This window comes from Pseudidiomarina marina (genome assembly GCF_003987045.1).
GTDB classification, from domain to species: domain Bacteria; phylum Pseudomonadota; class Gammaproteobacteria; order Enterobacterales; family Alteromonadaceae; genus Pseudidiomarina; species Pseudidiomarina marina.
Genome location: NZ_PIPZ01000002.1, coordinates 258,485 through 277,729 on the forward strand (window position 1 = coordinate 258,485; position 19,245 = coordinate 277,729).

Consider the following 19,245-nt stretch of genomic DNA (forward strand, 5'->3'; position numbering starts at 1 on the left):
TCTCAGTCTTGGTCCAACTCGATGTTGATACCAAGCGAGCGGATTTCCTTCAGAAGTACATTGAAGGATTCCGGCATACCTGCTTCCATGCGCAGATCGTTGTCGACAATGTTTTTGTACATCTTCGTACGACCGTTTACGTCGTCCGATTTCACCGTCAACATTTCCTGCAACGTATAAGCAGCACCGTATGCTTCCAGTGCCCACACTTCCATCTCACCGAAGCGCTGACCACCGAACTGTGCTTTACCACCCAGCGGCTGCTGAGTAACCAAGCTGTAAGAACCAGTAGAACGCGCGTGCATCTTGTCGTCAACCAAGTGGTTCAATTTCAGCATGTACATGTAACCAACAGTTACATCACGCTCGAAACGCTCACCGGTACGACCATCCCACAACGTGATCTGACCTGATTCTGGTAAATCAGCCAGTTTCAGTAGTTCTTTAATTTCGCTTTCGACTGCACCATCGAATACAGGTGTTGCAGTTGGAAGACCTTTTTTCAGGTTTTCCGCTAAACGTAACACTTCGTCATCGCTGAAGTCGTTGATATCAACTTCTTGACGGGTATTACCTAAGCTGTACACCTTGTCCAAGAATTCACGCATTTCAGCAACTTTCGCTTGGCGCTTCATCATGTTTTCGATTTTGGTACCAATGCCACGCGCAGCCATACCCAAGTGAGTTTCAAGGATCTGACCGATGTTCATCCGCGACGGAACGCCCAATGGGTTCAATACGATATCCACTGGCGTGCCGTGCTCGTCGTGTGGCATATCTTCAACTGGAACAATCGTTGAGATAACACCTTTGTTACCGTGACGACCAGCTAGCTTATCACCAGGCTGGATACGGCGACGAACCGCAAGGTACACTTTAACAATCTTCAGTACGCCAGGCGCTAAATCATCACCTTGCTCGATCTTACGACGCTTGTTTTCGAACTTGTTGTCGAAATCGGCGCGAATTTCTTCGTACTGTTGTGCAATTTGCTCAAGCTGTTGTTGCGCAGCTTCTTTCTTCAAGTTTTGCGTCAACCACTTGCTTTGCTCAAGGCTAGCAAGTTTAGACTCGTCAAAACCGTTCGCTAACAACAAGCTACGAGCGCGTTCAAAAATACCTTTCTCAAGAATCTTGAACTCATCCGTTAAGTCTTTCTTAACCTGCTTCAATTGCATTTCTTCGATAGACTTCGCACGTGCGTCTTTCTCTACGCCATCACGCGTAAATACTTGAACGTCGATAACCGTACCGGTGACACCGTTAGGCACACGCAGTGAGCTATCTTTTACGTCTGAAGCTTTTTCACCGAAAATTGCACGCAGCAGTTTTTCTTCTGGCGTTAATTGAGTCTCACCCTTCGGCGTTACTTTACCAACGAGGATGTCGCCGCCAGAAACTTCTGCACCAACATAAACGATACCGGCTTCATCAAGCTTGTTCAGAGCAGATTCACCTACGTTTGGAATATCGGCAGTAACTTCTTCAGCACCTAGTTTGGTATCACGCGCCACACAGCTTAATTCTTGAATGTGGATAGTGGTTAAACGATCTTCTTGAACCACACGCTCTGAAATCAGAATCGAGTCCTCGAAGTTGTAACCATTCCATGGCATGAATGCCACGCGTAAGTTTTGACCCAATGCCAATTCACCCATATCGGTTGACGGACCGTCAGCCAATACATCGCCACGCATTACCGGCTCACCAACATTCACTGTTGGGGTCTGGTTAATACAGGTGTTCTGGTTAGAACGGGTGTATTTAACAAGGTTATAAATATCGATACCGGCTTCGCCTGGCATCATTTCTTCTTCGTTCACTTTCACGACAATGCGGCTTGCGTCAACTTTATCGACGACACCACCACGTTTCGCAACAACGGTTACACCTGAGTCAACCGCAACGGTACGTTCAATACCAGTACCGACTAACGGCTTGTCAGCACGCAGTGTTGGTACGGCTTGACGTTGCATGTTTGAACCCATCAATGCACGGTTGGCGTCATCGTGTTCAAGGAACGGAATCAAGCTTGCTGCAATCGACACGATCTGCTGCGGAGCAACGTCCATGTACTGAACTTGCTCTTTTGACATTAAAGTGAATTCGTTTTTGTGACGACATGGAACCAAGTCTTCAACCAACTCACCTTTATCGTTCAAGGCAACGTTTGCCTGTGCGATGACGAAGTTACCTTCTTCAATCGCTGACAAATAATCGACTTCATCGGTTACGACACCGTTATCAATGCGACGATATGGTGTTTCTAAGAAACCATATTCGTTGGTACGTGCAAACGTTGACAACGAGTTGATTAGACCGATGTTTGGACCTTCAGGGGTTTCGATTGGACAGACGCGACCGTAGTGCGTTGGGTGTACGTCACGTACTTCGAAGCCCGCGCGCTCACGCGTCAAACCACCTGGACCCAATGCAGAAATACGACGTTTGTGCGTGACTTCTGACAATGGATTGTTCTGGTCCATAAACTGTGACAACTGGCTTGAACCAAAGAACTCTTTCACGGCAGCACTAATTGGCTTCGCGTTAATCAAGTCTTGTGGCATGGTGCCATCAAGGTCGCCTAGGCTTAAGCGTTCTTTAACAGCGCGCTCAACACGAACCAAACCAACACGGAATTGGTTCTCAGCCATCTCGCCCACAGAACGGATACGACGGTTACCTAAGTGATCGATATCGTCGACTTCGTCTTGACCGTTACGAATCTCGATGAGTTTTTTCATCACCTCAACGATATCTTCTTTGGTCAATACACCTGGGCCAGTTAAGTCTTCACGACCTAAACGACGGTTGAACTTCATGCGACCTACTGACGATAAGTCATAGCGATCTTCGCTGAAGAACAAGTTGTCAAATAATGTTTCAGCCGCTTCTTTTGTTGGCGGCTCGCCTGGACGCATCATACGGTAAATTTCAACTAACGCTTCTAAACGATTGTTGGTTGAATCGATGCGCAGGGTTTCGCTCATGTACGGACCGTGATCAAGGTCGTTCACGAACAAAGTTTCAAATTTCTTGAAGCCAGCTTCACGCAGTTTCGCAAGCAACTCTAAAGTTAACTCAGAGTTCGCTTCAGCAATCACTTCACCGGTTTTCTTGTCGGTGTAGTTTTTCGCTAAAACTTTACCTACCAAATACTCAAGTGGAACTTCCATCTCTGGTTGGTTCAAGCTTGCAATTTGGTTGATATGGCGTGCAGTAATACGACGGCCTTTTTCTACGATAATTTCGCCATCATCATTTTTGATGTCGAATTTCGCAGTTTCACCACGTAAACGCTCTGGTACCAGTTGCATAAATACTTTCTTATTGCGGAACTGGTAGTACGTGGTTTCGAAGAACATATCGAGAATTTCTTCAGTGCTAAATTCAAGCGCACGAAGAATGATTGACGCCGGTAGTTTACGACGACGGTCGATACGTACGAATACGTTGTCTTTCGGGTCGAATTCAAAATCCAACCACGAACCACGGTAAGGAATAACGCGAGCGTTATACAACACTTTACCTGAAGAATGCGTCTTACCTTTGTCATGATCAAAGAATACACCTGGTGAACGGTGTAACTGAGATACGATAACCCGCTCGGTGCCGTTAATTACAAACGTACCGTTCTCGGTCATCAATGGGATTTCACCCATGTAAACTTCTTGCTCTTTGATATCTTTAACGGTACCTGCCGCTGCTTCTTTATCAAAAAGAACCAAGCGCAGTTTAACCCGCAAAGGAGCTGCGTAAGTGATGCCACGAATTTGACATTCTTGAACGTCAAATACAGGCTCACCAAGGTGATAGCTCACGTACTGCAGTTCCGAATTACCTGAATAAGCGGTAATTGGAAATACTGAGCGAAATGCCGCTTCCAGGCCATTATTGCCTTCTGGATCCGGCTCGATGAATTTTTTAAATGAATCTAATTGGATTGACAGCAGGTATGGCACCTCAAGTACATGAGGGCGTTTACCAAAATCCTTGCGAATACGTTTTTTCTCAGAGTAGGAGTACGCCATGGGGTTCCTCAGCTAGCTGATTGATGACCCTAACCACCGGAGTAGGAGTCGATGGTTAAAAACAAACTACTTAAAGCTTGTCGTTCCCGTTTTTGTCACCGCGAGCATGCACCCCAATAACGGGCAAAAATGATACATGCTTTACAGCGCAAAAAGGCTGGTAGCAAAATTGCCACCAGCCCTAGGCCTAAAAGGCCAAGTTATGCAAGTTGTTAAACTTACTTAACTTCAACTTCCGCACCAGCTTCAGTCAATTCTTTAGCAAGTGCTTCTGCGTCTTCTTTGCTGATGCCTTCTTTAACAGCAACAGGTGCAGACTCAACCATGTCTTTCGCTTCTTTCAAGCCAAGACCAGTTGCGCCGCGAACTGCTTTGATAGCTGCTACTTTGTTAGCGCCAGCAGATTTCAAGATTACGTCAAATTCAGTTTTCTCTTCTGCAGCAGCAGCGCCGGCAGCAGCTGGACCAGCTGCAACAGCAACAGCAGCTGAAGCGTCAACACCGAATTTTTCTTCTGCAGCTTCGATCAACTCAACCAATTCCATAACTGGCATTTCAGCGATCGCGTTCAAAATATCTTCTTTAGTAAGAGCCATAACTCTAAACTCCTGGGTTATAAATTACAAAAAAATGGTTAAAAAAACCGCTTCTATTTAGCGTCTTTAATTGCCGACAACACACGCACAAACTTAGTAGGCACTTCGTTAATAGTACGAACGAACTTACTAACAGGCGCTTTGAAGGTTGCGAGCAATTTCGCCAATGCTTCGTCGCGAGTCGGAAGTGATGCAACAGCGTCAAGCTTGTCTGCGCCCATCAGGCCTGAGCCAATTGATAGTGCAGTAACTTTCAGGTGCTTACTGTCTTTAGCAAACTCTTTGAACAAACGTGCGGCAGAGCCTGGCGCGTCCAAAGAAAAACCGTAGACCAAAGGACCTGTTAACGCTGAATCCATGTCTTCAAACTTCGTGTCAACAAATGCACGCTTCGCTAGAGTGTTCCGAATAACTTTCAGATACACGCCTTGCTCACGCGCTTGACGACGAAGTTGAGTCATTTGCGCAACTTCCATACCACGATACTCAGCAACAGCGACGGATAGAGCGTTTGAAGCTACATCGTTAATTTCTTTAACGATTGCTTGTTTTGCTGCTAAACCTAGTGCCACTAGTATCACCTCTTTTTTTAGCCCGCAGTTCAAAGAACTTTGGGCCGATCGTTACACATAGGTAGACCGTTATTGCATCTACCACGTTGTCACGGTGAATCTCTTACCCAGAGAGTCTGGATCGGATATCACCATCTGCGCAGGAAATTAAGTGTCGCTGAATAATCTCTCTCGAGATGTCAGCCGCGATACACCTGCGGTCTTGGACGGGAGCTACAGCTCCAACCCATAAAACCTTAAGCTACAGTCAACGAACCTTGGTCGATGGCTACGCCAGCGCCCATAGTGGTTGAAAGGCTAACTTTCTTGATAAACTGACCTTTCGCTGAAGACGGCTTCGCTTTTTTCAAAGCTGCCAACAATGCTTCAAGGTTTTCTTTCAATTTATCGTTATCAAAATCAACTTTACCGATAGTCGCGTGGATGATACCCGCTTTATCGTTACGGTAACGAATCTGACCTGCTTTTGCGTTCTTAACCGCAGTTGCAACGTCTGGCGTTACGGTACCAGTCTTAGGGTTTGGCATTAAGCCGCGTGGACCTAAGATTTGACCTAACATACCAACAACACGCATAGCGTCTGGAGAAGCGATAACAACGTCAAAGTTCATTTCGCCTTTCTTAACTTTCTCAGCTAAGTCTTCCATACCTACTAGGTCTGCACCAGCTTCTTTCGCTTTATCAGCGTTAGCACCGCTAGTGAAAACTGCTACACGTACGTCACGACCAGTACCGTTTGGTAGTACAGTTGCACCACGAACGTTTTGGTCAGATTTACGAGCGTCGATACCCAAGTTTACAGATACATCAACGCTTTCTTTAAATTTTGCAGTCGCTAATTCTTTTAACAAGTTGATTGCTTCGTTGATTTCATAATCACGCGCTTCAACTTTTTCACGGATAAGACGTGCACGTTTGCTTAACTTAGCCATCTTACAGACCCTCCACATTCAGGCCCATTGCACGAGCAGAGCCGGCAATAGTACGTACCGCTGCGTCAAGGTCAGCCGCTGTTAAGTCTGGCTCTTTAACCTTCGCAATTTCTTCCAGCTGAGCACGAGTCACAGTACCCACTTTTTCAGTGTTAGGACGGCCTGAACCGCTCTTGATACCGGCTGCTTTCTTCAACAAGAATGCTGCTGGAGGAGTTTTGGTGATGAACGTGAATGAACGATCTTCAAAAACGCTAATTTCTACTGGAACTGGCGCGCCTTTCTCAAGCTGGTCAGTTGCAGCGTTAAACGCTTTACAGAATTCCATGATGTTCACACCGTGCTGACCCAAAGCTGGACCAACTGGTGGTGACGGGTTAGCTGCACCAGCTGCTACTTGCAACTTGATGATAGCTTTTAACTTCTTAGCCATGTTTATGCCTCTTGGTTGTGGGTCAAACGCCTCGTAAATCTAAGAGATGACTTACTCTAACGGCTCCCCAATATAAAAAAGGAGGCGAATTATAGTCCTATTCGCCCCTCATTGCAACAAGCGAAGTGCGTTTTTCGTACACTTCGTTATTCGTTATTCGTTATTCGTTATTCGTTATTCGTCTTTAGTGTTTCACGAGTAACCAATAACCAATAACGATTAACGCTTTTGGGTTTTAGGCCTTTTCGACCTGGCCGAACTCGAGTTCGACCGGCGTTGCACGACCGAAAATAGAAACCGATACAGTCAAACGGCTCTTCTCATAATCAACGCTTTCAACCGTACCATTGAAATCTGCAAACGGGCCATCGTTAACGCGAACCACTTCACCTGGTTCAAACAACGTTTTCGGCTTCGGCTTATCAACAGATTCTTGCAGACGGTTTAAAATAATATCTGCTTCTTTCTGAGTGATTGGCGTAGGACGCTCCTGCGTACCGCCAATAAAACCTAATACTCGTGGGATGCTTTTTACCAAGTGCCACGCATCTTCATCCATCGCCATTTCTACAAGAACATAGCCTGGGAAGAATTTACGTTCGCTTTTCGCACGCTTACCAGCTTTCATTTCAACAACTTCTTCGGTAGGCACTAACACTTCACCGAATTTATCTTCCATGCCGTGCATTTTGATATGCTCGCGCAAAGAATCGGCTACGCGCTTCTCGAAACCTGAGAATGCTTGAACCACGTACCAGCGTTTTTTCACTTGATCAGTCATTGATTAAAACTCCAGTCCGGTGAAGAAGCCTACGATGCGCACCAAAATCGCATCCATACCCCACAGAATTAATGAAACGATTGCGGTAGCAACAACGACGATCAAAGTCGTTTGCGTCGCTTCTTGGCGCGATGGCCATACAACGCGGCGCGTCTCTTTGCGGCTTTCTTTGGCAAATTCGCGGAATTGGCGACCCTTACCAGTCATACCTGCAATCACACCCGCAATAACAACTAAAAGTACCACGCCAATGGCACGATAAAGTACAGACACTTGGTCACCATAATAGTAGTTACCCAGTACTGCAGCAGCGAGCAGTGCAATAGCGACGATCCATTTTAAGCCGTCGAGTGAGCTGCTTTGCGTTTCGGTGTTTGCACTCATTATTCAATCCTGTTTGAAAAACCGTTACTCGTTATTCGTTATTCGTTATTCGCCACTTCGAGTAACGACAAGCGGAGCGATCGACAAACGAATAACGCCTTTAATCTGTTTGGCAGGGGTGGAGGGATTCGAACCCCCAACCGTCGGTTTTGGAGACCGCTGTTCTACCAATTGGAACTACACCCCTGCAAGTTCTGTACATGTGACAGAAACGGACGCTGTATTATACCGATCAAAGACCGTAAAACAAGGGGAACTGCAAGAGCGTTAGTCGTTATTCGATCGTTCACTGCGTTCACTGTTCGTGCGTTCGGCTTCGCCTCACTGTTCGAAGTGTAGTTACCGAACAGCGAAGCGGACGACAAGCGTAGCGATCGAATAACGAATAACGCTTTTGCAATTAAAAAAGGGAGCCGAAGCTCCCTTTTCTAAACAACCCGGCCTTACCCTCATAGAGAGAACGCCGGGCTACGCATTAAGCGATGATCTTAGATACAACGCCTGCGCCTACGGTACGACCACCTTCACGAATCGCGAAACGAAGACCTTCGTCCATCGCGATTGGGTGAATCAGTTCAACTACGAACTTCAGGTTGTCGCCTGGCATAACCATCTCTACGCCTTCTGGCAACTGTACTGCACCAGTTACGTCCGTGGTACGGAAGTAGAACTGTGGACGGTAGCCTTTGAAGAATGGAGTGTGACGACCACCTTCTTCTTTGGTCAATACGTACACTTCAGCTTCGAACTGAGTGTGTGGCGTGATTGAACCTGGCTTCGCCAATACTTGACCACGTTGAATCTCGTCACGCTTAGTACCACGCAACAACGCACCGATGTTCTCGCCTGCACGACCTTCGTCAAGCAACTTACGGAACATTTCAACACCAGTTACAGTCGTCTTCGTTGTATCTTGGATACCTACGATTTCGACTTCGTCACCAGTGCGAACGATACCGCGCTCAACACGACCAGTTACTACAGTACCACGGCCTGAGATTGAGAATACGTCTTCGATTGGCATGATGAACGGCTTGTCGATATCACGCTCTGGCTCTGGAATGTATGAATCCAAAGCTTCTGCCAATTCGATGATTTTCTTCTCCCACTTCTCTTCGCCTTCCAATGCTTTCAATGCTGAACCTTGGATTACTGGCAAATCGTCGCCTGGGAAATCGTACTCAGAAAGAAGTTCACGAACTTCCATCTCAACCAATTCCAACAACTCTTCGTCGTCGACCATGTCACACTTGTTCATGAACACGATGATGTATGGAACACCAACCTGACGTGACAACAAGATGTGCTCACGAGTTTGTGGCATTGGGCCGTCAGTCGCAGCAACTACCAAGATAGCGCCGTCCATCTGCGCCGCACCGGTGATCATGTTTTTAACATAGTCAGCGTGTCCTGGGCAGTCTACGTGTGCGTAGTGACGTGCTGGAGTATCGTACTCAACGTGTGAAGTTGCGATGGTGATACCACGCGCTTTTTCTTCTGGTGCGTTATCGATTTGATCGAATGCACGTGCTGAACCACCGTAGGTTTTCGCCAATACTGTGGTGATCGCAGCGGTCAGAGTAGTTTTACCGTGGTCAACGTGGCCGATTGTACCGACGTTAACGTGCGGTTTGGAACGTTCAAATTTTTCTTTTGCCATGACAGCCTCTTTTTGGACAACGTACGGTGGATTAACACCAACAATTGAAAATCTATAGCCGGCGATTATGCCGAAATAAGCGAGACAAGGGAAGAGTTTGGCCTGACACATGGTGCTGATAGGCGGATTTGAACCGCCGACCTCACCCTTACCAAGGGTGCGCTCTACCAACTGAGCTATATCAGCACAATACAGATTATTTGGAGCGGGTAGTGGGAATCGAACCCACATCATCAGCTTGGAAGGCTGAGGTAATAGCCATTATACGATACCCGCATGCCTTGAATCGGGCCACCTCAAACCATTCTGGACTCACCGCATTCGCATGACCATGCTAAAAAGTGGTGGAGGGGGCAGGATTCGAACCTGCGAAGGCTGAGCCGTCAGATTTACAGTCTGATCCCTTTGACCGCTCGGGAACCCCTCCAAAACCAGATTTTAAAATGGTGCCGGCACCAAGAGTCGAACTCGGGACCTACTGATTACAAGTCAGTTGCTCTACCAACTGAGCTATGCCGGCACCCCGGTTAGGTGGAGCGCATTCTATTGTATCAATTTTGATGATGCAATAGGAAATACCATTTTTTTTAGCTTTCTTGGTTCGATCGGTTAATTTGCGAACGGATGGCGCAAAATAATCGTCTCAGCGCGGTCTGGACCTGTTGAAATAATGTCCACTGGTACGCCAGTTAAAACCTCAATTCGTTTGATATACGCAAGTGCAGCAGTTGGCAAATCTTTATGTTGAGTAATGCCCACAGTGCTGTCATTCCAACCAGGCATAGTTTCATATACCGGCTCGACGGTTTCGTAGTCTTCAGCAGCCATCGGCGGGTACTCAACCACTTCGCCATTTGGTAGTTTGTAACCGACGCAGATCTTCAATTCTTCGAGGCCATCTAACACGTCGAGTTTAGTTAAGCAGAAACCACTCACTGAGTTGATTTGTACCGCACGACGAGCCGCTACTGCGTCAAACCAACCGGTACGACGTTTACGTCCGGTGGTTGCGCCAAACTCATGGCCCTTAACGCCTAAATGCTGCCCTACTTCACACTCCAATTCAGTTGGGAATGGACCGCTGCCAACACGCGTCGTGTAAGCTTTCACAATACCTAATACGTAATCAATGTAGCGCGGACCAAAACCAGCACCAGTAGATACACCGCCGGCGGTTGTGTTTGATGAGGTCACGTATGGATAAGTACCGTGATCGATGTCTAACAAAGTACCTTGAGCACCTTCAAACATGATGTGTTGGCCAGATTTACGAGCGTCATCTAGTAACGCTGGGATATCTGCAACCATGCTCTTTAATTGCTTCGCAACGTCTTCACAATAAGCCAATACATCATCAACATTCACCGGTTCAACTTGGTAATAATTGACTAGGGTGAAGTTGTGGAACTCAACAACTTCACGAAGTTTTTCTTCAAAGCGAGCGAAGTTGAACAAATCGCCAACACGCAAACCACGGCGAGCAACTTTGTCTTCATAGGCTGGGCCAATGCCGCGACCTGTGGTGCCAATCGCTTTATTGCCACGTGCTTTTTCGCGCGCTTGGTCTAAAGCAATATGGTATGGCAAAATCAACGGGCAGGCTTCACTGATAAGTAAACGATCACGCACTGGTACACCGCGTTGCTCAAGCATCGCAATTTCAGTCATGAGTGCTTCTGGCGACAGAACCACGCCGTTACCAATCACACATTTTACGTTCGCGCGCAAAATGCCGGATGGGATCAAGTGTAAAACGGTCTTCTCACCGTCGATGACCAGGGTGTGGCCAGCGTTATGTCCGCCTTGATAGCGAACGACTAGCGACGCCTTATCGGTAAGCAAATCAACGATTTTGCCTTTACCTTCGTCACCCCATTGTGTACCTAGAATTACTACATTTTTACCCATGATCTCGCTACCAGCAGTTACTGTTGAAAAAACAGGCGGCGATTTTAACAGGTATTTAGGGGCGACGGTAGCCCGATCAGAGCTGAGTCAACGCATTTTTTAATTGCTGGTAGTCTTCAACATCATGATAAATCGCGAAGCCAAAACGTAGACGTTCACCCCGATAGTCGGTCTCTATGCCGTGCTGACTGAGGTGTGCGGCAAGTTGTTCAACTGTCTCTGCATTAACAAGCTTGAATGTAAGAAAATGACCGTGGTGGTTCAGATCTTTCGCAAGTAGATTTTGGCGATTAATATGCGGATGCTTAACCTCATCTAAAATAGTTAAAAAGGCTTGCTGCAACTGCTTCACATAATCATGCATCGCTGCCACAGTAAGGCCATCGCGATACCACCATGCTAAGACGCTTTCGAGGCGATATACGGCTGAAAAATCCATCGTAGCGCCAGCAAAACGCATGCCGTCGTCGGCATACTCAACCTGCGCTTTTTGAGGCTTCGCAAGATTGGCGAAATCGGCGAACCAACCAGTAAACTCTGGTCGCAGCTGGCATCCTTTGGGAACTGCCATAAAACAGCAGCCCTCACCCGCTTGCAAATATTTATAACCTCCAGCGAGATAGAATACCCGATCAGCATACGATGCAAGATCAGTCGGAATGGCGCCGCAGCCGTGGTAGCCATCAATAATAATCTGTGTGCGTGAAGGCACAGCATCAATCCAAGTATTCAACTCAGGTGCAACGATACCGGAGTTATAGAACACCTGGCTGGTAAAAATCAGATCAAACGTTTGTTGCTGAATGGCCTCGAGCCAGCGGCTTTCAAAGGTCGCAAATGGCTCGGTTGCGATACTAACAAATTCAACTTCAGGCCGTTCCTGAAGGCGTCTAATTTGCCGTGAGAAACTATGAAATTCGCTATCGGTGCTGAGAATCTTCAGTGGTTTATTCGGCGCATAGCTCGAAATAACACGATACAGCAATTCATGAGTATTGCTGGCGAATACGAACTGCTCGGGATACGGATGGTTCAACAACTGAGCAAGGTATTTCTGCACCGCAGGAACGCGCTCGCCAAAGATAGTTCCCCACTTATGATCAACACCCCGCGCGCTATCATCCCAATACGCCAATTGCGCATCGCGCGTCACATCAGGCCAATAATGGTGACTGTGGGGTGCAAAATGTAGGCTATTCGGATGCTCGGCTAGATAGCGACTATAGTGTTTTTTATACGACATATATAGGTGTCCGTTATTCGTTATTCGTTATTCGTTATTCGTTATTCGTTATTCGTTATTCGTCAGAGAGTAAACACAAAAAACCCGCGGGACAACCGCGGGTTCCTAATATCCAATATCTAATAGCTAATATCGCTCTTGCTTTTAACTAGCTAATATCGCTCTTGCTTTTAATTCGCAGTCGCTTTGTTTAGATATTTAAAGAAGTCGCTATCTGGCTCAAGTACCAAGACATCGTTGCCAGCTTCAAAGCTCTTTTCATAAGCCTGTAGGCTTCGAATAAACGAGAAGAACTCTGAATCTTTGTTGTAAGCACTAGCATAAATACCAGCCGCTTCAGCATCACCCTGACCACGTAACTGACGTGACTCACGTTCAGCATCGGCTAGCATAACCGTTACCCGCGCATCAACATCAGCACGAATAAATTCAGCTTGCTCACGACCCTCTGAGCGGTGCTCCATGGCAACCGCTTGACGTTCTGCACGCATACGCTGGAAAATTGATTGACTGACTTCGGTCGGCAAATTAATTTGCATGACGCGAACATCAATGACTTCAATGCCTAGCTCTTGTGCACTATCAGCACCACGAATAAGCGCCTCACGCATGAGGTTATCACGCTCACCAGAGACGATTTCTTTGATAGTACGGCTACCAAATTCCGCACGAAGACCACTGCTTACACGACGCGTTAAGAGCGCTTCTGCTTGTGCTTGGTTACCGCCATTCGTTGAAAGGTAATACGTTGCGAAATCAGAAATACGCCATTTCACATAGGTATCAACAATCAAATCTTTTTTCTCGCTGGTCACGAAGCGATCTGGATTACCATCAAGCGTTTTGAAACGCGCATCAAGACGTTTTACGTCTTCAATGAATGGTAATTTGAAGTGCAGACCAGGAGCATACACGGTTGCTTCGCCAGTATCGGCGTCGCGTAATACCTTACCAAACTGAACCACAATGGCGCGTTGGCCTTCTTTCACTACGAACACCGACGAAAAGCCGAGTACGACAGCGACGATAACTAATACAGCTACAAAGTTTTTCATCGTTTACCCCCGACCATCGTTGAAGCGATCGCTGGTGCGAACGCTATTGTTTGAGCGAGACGAGTTGCTTGACTCATTATTGTTAGAGCTTCGCGTTGGGCTCGAATTAGTGCCTTGCGCTTCACTACGCGCAGGCTGCTCTGTTGCACGCTGTTTCTCAAGAATTTTATCGAGCGGTAGATACATCATGTTATTACTACCTTCAACATCAACCATAACTTTGGCCGTGTTGCTGTAAATTTTCTCTAGCGTTTCAAGATACAGACGCTCGCGCGTGACTACAGGCGCGGCCTTGTACTGAGGCAAGAGTTCTTGGAAACGTGCGATTTCACCTTGTGCTTTTAACACGGTCTGCTCACGGTAAGCCTGAGCTTCTTGCAGAATACGGCGAACCTGACCACGAGCAAGCGGCTCAATTTCACGCGCATAAGCTTCTGCTTCACGAATGAAGCGTTGCTCATCTTCTTGTGCCGCAATGGCATCATCGAACGCATCTTTCACAGCTTCTGGCGGGCGTGCTGGAAGTAAGTTCACATCAACCACCTGAATACCTAATTGGTATGGTGCAATAATGTTTTCCAATAACTCCAAGGTGTTTTGACGAACACTCTCACGACCTACAGTTAGTACTTCGTCCATTGTGGTGTGACCCACTACGAAACGTAATGCACTATCAGTCGCTTGCGCCAAACTACGGTCGGCATTTTCAACCGCAAACAAATAGTCGCGTGGATTAACGATACGATATTGAACGTCCAGCTCAACATGAACCACGTTCTCATCCTGAGTCAGCATAAAGCCTTCAGATTGGAACTGTTGCACGTTGCTCACGTCGACTGTTTCCACCGTGTCGACTAAGAACGGGCGCCAGTGCAGACCAGACTCAACTAAGTTGTGGTATTGGCCAAAGCGCAATACGATTCCGCGCTCTGCTTCTTTGACGGTATAAAAACCGGCAATGAACCAAATGACAACGGCAAGAATGACAATAACGCCGATTCCGCGCGACGGCATACCGCCACCACTTTTGTTGGCGCCACCACCATTACCTTTGTTGCCGCCAAGACCTAACTTGCCAAGCAAGTTACGAATCGCTTCATCTAAATCAGGCGGGCCTTGATCGCGGCCGCCTTGGTTTTTCCATGGATCACGGTCATTGTTATTACCGTTTCCCGGTTGATTCCAGGCCATTGATTACTCCAACTCTGGGTAGTTTAAAATAAGTTTTATTAAAAATGTTGCAGCTATTCTACAAAGCCTTGCAAGCTATCGCCATACTCTTCGGCGACTTGTTTACTTAAACGCTGCCAATCGACCGCCGACATCCGCACGTGCAGAGCTAGCTGGCCATCATCACGAGTTTCTTCGCCCGTAACACTCTTCATGGCATACAGCTTACCACGTAATTTGCCCATTGATGGCGGAATTCGTAAGGATACGTCAACCATGCTTGGGCGCAAGCGTTGCACCAAGGCTTCTTGTAACAAATCAATTCCGTCGCCCGTTTGCGCTGAGAGCCACACACGAATCGGTAAGCCTTCATCGTTTGTATCAATACGCGCTGAACCGTCGGCAAGTTTATCAATCTTATTACAAATCAGCAGTTGCGGAATTTCATCCGCACCAATTTCATGCAGTACATCTTGTACTTGTTGCATATTTTCAGCCTGACGTTCGTCAGCCACATCAATCACATGCAACAGTAAATCGGCTTCTTGGGTTTCTTGTAGAGTAGCTTTGAAAGCCGCGACCAATTCGTGCGGCAAATGCCGAATAAAACCCACTGTATCGGCCAGGATAATTGGGCCAACATCGGGCAATTCTAATTTTCGTAGCGTTGGATCGAGTGTCGCGAACAGTTGGTCCGCAGCATATACCTGCGCTTCAGTGATGCGATTAAACAAGGTTGATTTGCCGGCGTTGGTATAGCCAACTAACGAAACTGTCGGAATCTCGGCACGCTGACGTGCTCTTCGTCCTTGCTCACGTTGCTTTTGAACTTTCTCGAGACGCCCTAAAATATTCTTGATGCGCCCACGAATTAAGCGTCGGTCCGTTTCGAGCTGGGTTTCACCAGGACCACGCAAACCGATACCACCTTTTTGGCGCTCTAAGTGAGTCCAACCTCGAACAAGTCGAGTGGAAATATGTCGAAGTTGCGCAAGCTCTACCTGCAATTTACCTTCGTGAGTTCGCGCTCGCTGAGCGAAAATATCAAGAATCAACCCTGTACGATCGAGTACTCGGCACTCGCAAAGTTTCTCGAGGTTACGCTCTTGGGTAGGGCTTAAACTGTGATTAAAAATCACAATATTGGCATCAAGTAACTTGACCTGATCGGCAATTTCTTCCGCTTTACCAGAACCCACAAAATACTTGGAGCTTGGTGTGCTCCGTGAGGCGGTGACCACGCCAAGTGTTTCAACACCCGCTGAGGAAACTAATAATTTAAGTTCAGAGAGATCTTCACGATCGATTTCGGCAGGGAAATCAACGTGGACCAGGATAGCCCGCTCACCACTTTCAAACCTATCAAACAAGCTATCACTGCTCCTTTTAAGTTGTCTTAGTCAATTGCCTCTTCGCTGTTCTCGCCAATCGGCAAGTAGTTCTGCGGAATACGCGCCGGAACAACAGTCGAGATTGCATGCTTGTAAACCATCTGGCTTACCGTGTTCTTTAATAAAATGACAAATTGGTCAAATGACTCGATCTGGCCTTGCAGTTTAATTCCATTAACCAGGTAAATTGACACCGGAACGCGCTCACGGCGCAACGCATTCAAAAACGGGTCCTGTAATGTTTGCCCCTTAGCCATATTCTTATTTCCTTTTTTGTTATTGTTTGTGTCTAGCAATATCTTACCACCCGCTTATGCCAGCCACTTCTAATATAGTTTAAATCTCGCGATTTCACATCGGGATTAGTTTTATTTCAGCTTATACTGAATATAAGGTGAATGTTTTAGTTTTCAAGGTCGCTTTGTGTAAATAACTGTGCCGGTTTGGCACAAATTGCTAACGCATCCTGCACCAAGGTAGGCGATTCAGTTTCCAACCAATGAATACCAGGCCATTTCCTCAACCACGTTAACTGGCGTTTCGCCAGCTGTCGAGTCGCGAAAATGCCGCGATTGATCATTTCTTCAAAATCAAACTCGCCATCGAGGTATTGCCACGCCTGGCGATAGCCGACACAACGTATCGAAGGCAAATCAATATGTAAATCCGACCGTTGTCGTAGTTGTTCGACCTCATCAATGAAGCCTTGTTCCACCATTTGACGAAATCTTAACGCAATACGATCATGCAAGACTGCACGATCACTCGGTGCAACCGCTATTTGGATAATAGGATATGGTAATGCCCCGTGCCGTGCTTCGGTAAGTTCTGAGATTGTTTTACCGCTAATTCGGTAAACCTCTAATGCGCGCAATAAACGTTGTGGATCATTCGGGTGAATGCGCTGTGCACTTTGTGGATCAACTTGTCGCAGTTCGGTATGCAGTGCCTCACTACCCTTTTGTTCTAGTTCTCGAGTCAATTGCGCGCGAATCGCGGCGTCAGCTTCCGGCAGTTTCGACATGCCTTCAAGCAGCGCTTTGAAATACAACATAGTGCCACCGACCAATAACGGAATACGGCCAGCCGCAATAATGTTGTCAATTTCTCGACGTGCATCTGCGGCAAATTGTGCTGCGGAGTAACTTTCAGCTGGGTCACAGATATCAATTAATCGATGTGGTGCTTGTGCTAATTCTTCCGCCGTAGGTTTCGCTGTACCGATATCCATTCCGCGGTAAATCAACGCTGAATCGACAGAGATAATGTCGCACGGCAAGTGCTGCGTGAGCGCAATCGCTAATCCTGTTTTTCCTGCTGCGGTGGGCCCATAAAGGCAAATGACATGAGGTTTAGTCATCGTAACGCCTCTGGTAAAGATGGTAACGTTACCGCCAACCAAAATGACGCCGGACAGTCATTCAGTTCTCGTACATATTGTAACCAGTGTTCGGCTTGAGCCATTGAGTAGTTTGTTTGCACTTGGTGATGTGCCAACCATGCAATCAACTCTTGTTGACTGTTGCGCTTCGATACCAAGGTTCGCATACTCGATGCAATGTCGGTTTGACGTAGTGCTGATGGCACGTCTAATACGGTAACTGACTGCTTTGAGCACTCTATTCGAATGCCCAATAACGCGAGCTCTTTCGTATCGACAGACTTTAGCGCAGTCACAATGTCTGGGTCGGTGAGTTTCACCGGTATTAACAAAGGTTGTCCCGCAAGCCCAATTTTAGCCTGTTGGCTTAACTGGTGTTGCAAATAATGGTGTTGCACCTGCTGCAAATTTAGCAAAGCCAAAGATTTATTCTCAACAAGCGCAAAACGCTGCTGAATAATCGTCAATACTTTGCTATCGGATTTCGTCGTTTCGACACTTGCACTATCTTCTGACGGCGCTCGTGTTGGCGTTGCAAAGTTCGCATAATCAGCGACGGCCGATGGCGAAACTGTCGTACGCGTTGGAAAAATATCTCGATGCTGCGGCTGTAACTCTCGCACCTGTTGTGCGAGCGCTTCGTTACTCGATATATAACCATGTTGACTACGGCTCGTCGCTTCAGCATTCGACTGTGATTTCTGCGTAGCGACTGCTTGACGCACGCCCGCCAAAACAAAATCATGAATTTGCCGAGCCTGATGAAAGCGTACTTCGTGTTTGGCCGGATGTACATTTACATCGACATCTTGCGCTGGTAACTCAAGGTACAACACAAAGGTAGGCGTTCTATCTTCACCCAAGCTATCGCCGTAGGCTTGACGTACAGCATGTCCCAATAAACGGTCACGCATCATACGGCCATTCACATAAAAATACTGCACATCCGCTTGATGGCGGCACGCATGAGCTGGGGCAACCCAACCCCACAATCTTACCGGGCCCGATTGCTCATCAATAGCAATGACTTCATCGGTAAAGTTATTACCACAAACTTGCCCTATGCGTCTTATATATTGCTCTGGTGTTTGCACGGCGGCATATTGACGGACAATTTTATCGTTATGAAGTAGCTGAAAACGCACATCGAAACGAGCCAAGGCAATACGCCGCAATACTTCATCAATATGGCTAAATTCAGTTTTGTCAGTGCGCAAGAACTTTCGTCGGGCTGGCGTATTGAAGAACAGATCTTGAACATCCACCGTGGTACCTTGGGGATGGCTCGCTGGAGCTAACTCCGCCTGCATATCACGGCCTTCAACCCATGCTTGCCAGGCTTGCTCTTGCTCCGCTGTTTTTGAGGTGAGAGTTAGACGCGATACAGAACTAATACTCGCCAATGCTTCACCGCGAAAACCTAAGCTTTGAATCGCCTCTAAATCACTCAATGAACTTATTTTGCTGGTTGCATGACGACTCAAAGCCAGCGCCAGCTCGTCGCGCGGAATACCACTGCCGTTATCCCGCACACGAATACGTCGCCGTCCACCTTGATCGATGTCGATGGTGATTTGTGATGCGCCCGCATCCAGACAGTTTTCCACCAATTCTTTAACTACTGATGCGGGACGTTCGATAACTTCACCTGCCGCAATCTGGTTGGCCAGACTAATTGGCAGTAACTGAATAGGCATAACCGAAACCT

Annotated in this window: 16 protein-coding genes and 5 tRNA genes; all 21 read right to left on the reverse strand. The window is 47.1% G+C overall.

Going from position 1 to position 19,245, the window contains the following annotated elements; genetic code table 11:
* Positions 1-2: 2 nt before the first annotated feature.
* The gene (rpoB, locus tag CWI76_RS06850) at positions 3-4,031 is read right to left on the reverse strand and encodes a DNA-directed RNA polymerase subunit beta (protein WP_126759604.1); all 4,029 of its coding nucleotides are present in this window, start codon (positions 4,029-4,031) and stop codon (positions 3-5) included.
* 218 nt (positions 4,032-4,249) lie between these two features.
* Positions 4,250-4,627, reverse strand: a complete 378-nt coding sequence (gene rplL, locus CWI76_RS06855) for a 50S ribosomal protein L7/L12 (protein WP_126759605.1) — start codon at positions 4,625-4,627, stop codon at positions 4,250-4,252.
* A 53-nt stretch (positions 4,628-4,680) separates the two neighbouring features.
* Complete coding sequence (gene rplJ, locus CWI76_RS06860; protein ID WP_126759606.1) at positions 4,681-5,199, reverse strand: 50S ribosomal protein L10; 519 nt, start codon at positions 5,197-5,199, stop codon at positions 4,681-4,683.
* A gap of 236 nt (positions 5,200-5,435) precedes the next feature.
* Positions 5,436-6,131, reverse strand: a complete 696-nt coding sequence (gene rplA, locus CWI76_RS06865) for a 50S ribosomal protein L1 (protein ID WP_126759607.1) — start codon at positions 6,129-6,131, stop codon at positions 5,436-5,438.
* Position 6,132: 1 nt separating this feature from the next.
* Positions 6,133-6,564 carry a 50S ribosomal protein L11 gene (rplK, locus tag CWI76_RS06870; RefSeq protein ID WP_092858792.1) on the reverse strand — a complete coding sequence of 144 codons (432 nt, stop codon included), beginning with the start codon at positions 6,562-6,564 and terminating at the stop codon, positions 6,133-6,135.
* Between the two features lie 235 nt (positions 6,565-6,799).
* A complete protein-coding gene (nusG, locus tag CWI76_RS06875; protein ID WP_092858794.1) occupies positions 6,800-7,345 on the reverse strand; it encodes a transcription termination/antitermination protein NusG in 546 nt (181 codons plus the stop codon).
* 3 nt (positions 7,346-7,348) lie between these two features.
* Positions 7,349-7,729, reverse strand: a complete 381-nt coding sequence (gene secE, locus CWI76_RS06880) for a preprotein translocase subunit SecE (protein WP_092858796.1) — start codon at positions 7,727-7,729, stop codon at positions 7,349-7,351.
* A gap of 110 nt (positions 7,730-7,839) precedes the next feature.
* Positions 7,840-7,916 (reverse strand) — tRNA-Trp (locus CWI76_RS06885).
* Positions 7,917-8,204: 288 nt separating this feature from the next.
* A complete protein-coding gene (gene tuf, locus CWI76_RS06890) occupies positions 8,205-9,389 on the reverse strand; it encodes an elongation factor Tu (RefSeq protein WP_126759600.1) in 1,185 nt (394 codons plus the stop codon).
* 110 nt (positions 9,390-9,499) lie between these two features.
* Positions 9,500-9,575, reverse strand: a tRNA-Thr gene (locus tag CWI76_RS06895).
* 15 nt (positions 9,576-9,590) lie between these two features.
* A tRNA-Gly gene (locus CWI76_RS06900) sits at positions 9,591-9,665 on the reverse strand.
* Positions 9,666-9,731: 66 nt separating this feature from the next.
* Positions 9,732-9,816 (reverse strand) — tRNA-Tyr (locus tag CWI76_RS06905).
* Positions 9,817-9,833: 17 nt separating this feature from the next.
* Positions 9,834-9,909 (reverse strand) — tRNA-Thr (locus tag CWI76_RS06910).
* A gap of 89 nt (positions 9,910-9,998) precedes the next feature.
* Positions 9,999-11,297, reverse strand: a complete 1,299-nt coding sequence (locus tag CWI76_RS06915; protein WP_126759609.1) for an adenylosuccinate synthase — start codon at positions 11,295-11,297, stop codon at positions 9,999-10,001.
* A gap of 76 nt (positions 11,298-11,373) precedes the next feature.
* Positions 11,374-12,540, reverse strand: a complete 1,167-nt coding sequence (locus CWI76_RS06920; RefSeq protein ID WP_126759610.1) for an aminotransferase class V-fold PLP-dependent enzyme — start codon at positions 12,538-12,540, stop codon at positions 11,374-11,376.
* Positions 12,541-12,710: 170 nt separating this feature from the next.
* A complete protein-coding gene (hflC, locus tag CWI76_RS06925) occupies positions 12,711-13,595 on the reverse strand; it encodes a protease modulator HflC (protein WP_126759611.1) in 885 nt (294 codons plus the stop codon).
* 3 nt (positions 13,596-13,598) lie between these two features.
* A complete protein-coding gene (hflK, locus tag CWI76_RS06930) occupies positions 13,599-14,786 on the reverse strand; it encodes an FtsH protease activity modulator HflK (protein WP_126759612.1) in 1,188 nt (395 codons plus the stop codon).
* A 53-nt stretch (positions 14,787-14,839) separates the two neighbouring features.
* Entirely contained in the window at positions 14,840-16,135 is a 1,296-nt protein-coding gene (hflX, locus tag CWI76_RS06935; RefSeq protein ID WP_126759613.1) for a ribosome rescue GTPase HflX, read from the reverse strand.
* A 26-nt stretch (positions 16,136-16,161) separates the two neighbouring features.
* Entirely contained in the window at positions 16,162-16,413 is a 252-nt protein-coding gene (gene hfq, locus CWI76_RS06940) for an RNA chaperone Hfq (RefSeq protein ID WP_092857623.1), read from the reverse strand.
* 146 nt (positions 16,414-16,559) lie between these two features.
* Positions 16,560-17,516: a tRNA (adenosine(37)-N6)-dimethylallyltransferase MiaA gene (miaA, locus tag CWI76_RS06945; RefSeq protein ID WP_126759614.1), complete on the reverse strand. Its 957-nt coding sequence runs from the start codon at positions 17,514-17,516 to the stop codon at positions 16,560-16,562.
* The gene (gene mutL, locus CWI76_RS06950) at positions 17,513-19,234 is read right to left on the reverse strand and encodes a DNA mismatch repair endonuclease MutL (protein WP_126759615.1); all 1,722 of its coding nucleotides are present in this window, start codon (positions 19,232-19,234) and stop codon (positions 17,513-17,515) included. The genes miaA and mutL overlap by 4 nt, the downstream gene beginning before the upstream one ends.
* Positions 19,235-19,245 lie beyond the last annotated feature (11 nt).